Source organism: Ideonella sp. P3_A4 (assembly GCF_056403075.1).
The window spans coordinates 1-2,531 of sequence record NZ_JBFUGE010000774.1; the positions used below are offsets into that span (position 1 = coordinate 1).

Consider the following 2,531-nt stretch of genomic DNA (forward strand, 5'->3'; position numbering starts at 1 on the left):
GGTCGCTACCCTCGGCCCGAGGGCGGCGAGCGGCTCGAGTACGCCCGCGGACCCTTCGCCAAGCACACCTTCATGGTCGATCTGGATGCAGGCGGCCGCGTGCAGCACTGGGAACAGGTGTTGCGCGAAGACATCTTCAACCAGGTCGTGCCGGGCATGAGCGCCGACGAATTGCGCTACAAACTCGGCCGGCCCGCCAAGCAGTTCGGCATCTGGCGTGGTGCCACCGTGTGGACCTGGCGTTATGAAACGCCGTTCTGCCAGTGGTTCATGGTGACGGTGGAGCCGAACCGCACCGTACGAGACGCGGGCTACGGGCCCGACCCGATTTGTGAAGTGAACGAGAAAGACGATCGCCGATGACTTTGCGCCTGCATGGCATTCCGAACTGCGACACCGTCAAGCGCGCCCGCGCCTGGCTTTCCGATCAAGGTGTTTCGTACGACTTCATCGATTTCAAGAAGGCCGGCGCCAGCCCGGCCGACTTGCGGCGCTGGGCCCRGGCGGTGGGCTGGGAAAAGCTGCTGAACCGCCAAGGCACCACCTGGCGCAAGCTCGACGCCGCTGTCCAGGCCCGAGTGGTTGATGGGGCCACTGCTGAGCACCTGATGCACGAGCAGACCAGCGTGATCAAGCGCCCGGTCGTCGAATGGCCGGACGGCGCCATCACGGTCGGGTTTTCCCCAGAGGTTTGGGCTCTCCATTTGCCCAGCTGAAAAACGCATTTGCTTGAATTTGTGACATCACGCCGCGCATAAGCTCCTGCGCTTTTCGGGGCAGGCACGCGGATTGCCGTCGCAAACGGTTACGAATAGGCCCCACTGAAGGGCCTTTTGGCACTTCATGATTCGCCGCCGGGGTCTAACCGGCACGCAGTACTGTTCCTTCGAACAGGCCGTGCCGCCCGCCACGAACTATGAAGCGACACCTTGTTTGGGAGGGCCGCCCCCTGCGGCGTTGGCTGGTGGCCGGGATGGCCGCCCTGGCGCTGGTGGGCTGTGGCGGCAGTGGGGAAGGCGGCAGCGAGGACGCAGCCGACGCCGAGCGGCGCGCTGCGACAGGTGTCTCCGGCCAGTCCGARGGTGCCCAGGCCTTCGTGACCACCCAGTCGGACGCCGTCCGTCTGGCGCACCAAGCCACTTTCGGCCCCAGCGAAGCCCTGGTCACCGAGATTCGCAACAAGGGCGCCAAAACCTGGATCGTCGGCCAGATGGGGCTGTCGGTCTCGCGCTACAAGCTGGGCGGCGACAACTCGCCCGACAAGAACACCTCGACGACCGATTTCTGTCAGCTGCCCGACCAGGTCAAGAACCCGAACTGCTGGCGTGACTATCTTTCGTCCGAACCGCTGCTGTGGGACTTCTACCGCAACGCGGTCCGCAACAACGACCAGCTGCGCCAACGGGTCGCACTGGCACTGAACCAGTTGCTGGTGGTCAGCAACGTGGACGTCGATGGGACGTACGGTCTGCGCCCGTTCTACAACAACATGATGATGGGCGCGTTCGGCAACTACCGGGACCTGCTGCGCCAGGTGGCCGTCTCGCCGATGATGGGCGAGTACCTGAACCACGTGAACAACGACCAGGCTGCGCCGAACGAGAACTTCGCGCGCGAGCTGCTGCAGCTGTTCACGATTGGGCCGTGCAAGCTCAACAGCGACGGCACGCTGATCGGCGGCAAGTGCGCCTCCACCTACGACAACGAGCGGGTGCGCTCCTACGCCTATGCGCTAACGGGCTGGACCTACCCGCCAGGTGGTGCTGACCGCTGGGGCTGCTGGCCCGAGGGCGCGAACTGCCACTACCTCTACGGCGACATGGTGCCCGCCGGCGGCACGCTGCGCGACACGAAGGCGCGCAAGCTGCTGTCGGATGTACTGGTGCCTACGGGTAGCAGCGCGCCCAAAGCGCTCGAAAAGGTCCTCGACAGCTTGATGACCCACCCGAACATCGGGCCGTTCGTCGGCAAGCACCTGATCCAGCAACTGGTGACCAGCAACCCGACGCCGGAATACGTCGCCCGCGTCACGAAGGCCTTCAACAGCGGCACCTACGACGACATCGGTACCGGCAAGCGCGGTGACCTGTCGGCCACCGTGGCGGCGGTGTTGCTGGACAAGGAAGCTCGCACCGAGAAGCCGTTGGACAAGGCCGGTCGGCTACGCGAGCCGGCGCAGCTGTTCACCGGCGTGATCCGCGCGATCGGCGGCGACACCGATGGCAATGCGCTGGGCTTTTGGCAAGGCGAGAACATGAGCCAGCACATCTTCCGCCCGCCGACGGTCTTCAACTACTACCCGCAGGACTTTCCGATCAGCGGCAGCAAGCTGATCGGCCCGGCGTTCGGCATCCACAACGCCAGCACCGCGCTGAACCGGCTGAACTACCTGACGATGCTGTTCGACTGGAACGGCGCCGACCCGCAGAAAGACGTGCCCGGCGCCGTCGGCACCAAGCTCAAGTACGACGCCTGGGTGGCCGATGCGAGCGACGCCGCCAAGTTGGTGGACCGCATGAGCAACCTGGTGC

2 protein-coding genes and 1 pseudogene are annotated in these 2,531 nt (G+C 65.0%); all 3 read left to right on the top strand.

From position 1 onward, the window contains the following. A pseudogene (locus AC1DYI_RS32505) lies at window positions 1-363 on the top strand (hypothetical protein); the annotation flags it as partial. Continuing rightward, window positions 360-716, top strand: coding sequence for an arsenate reductase (locus tag AC1DYI_RS32510; RefSeq protein ID WP_477208242.1), 357 nt, complete (start codon window positions 360-362; stop codon window positions 714-716). The pseudogene AC1DYI_RS32505 and the gene AC1DYI_RS32510, both read left to right, overlap by 4 nt. Window positions 717-973: 257 nt before the next feature. Next, on the top strand, window positions 974-2,531 hold a 1,558-nt coding region (locus tag AC1DYI_RS32515; protein WP_477208243.1), incomplete at its 3' end, for a DUF1800 family protein.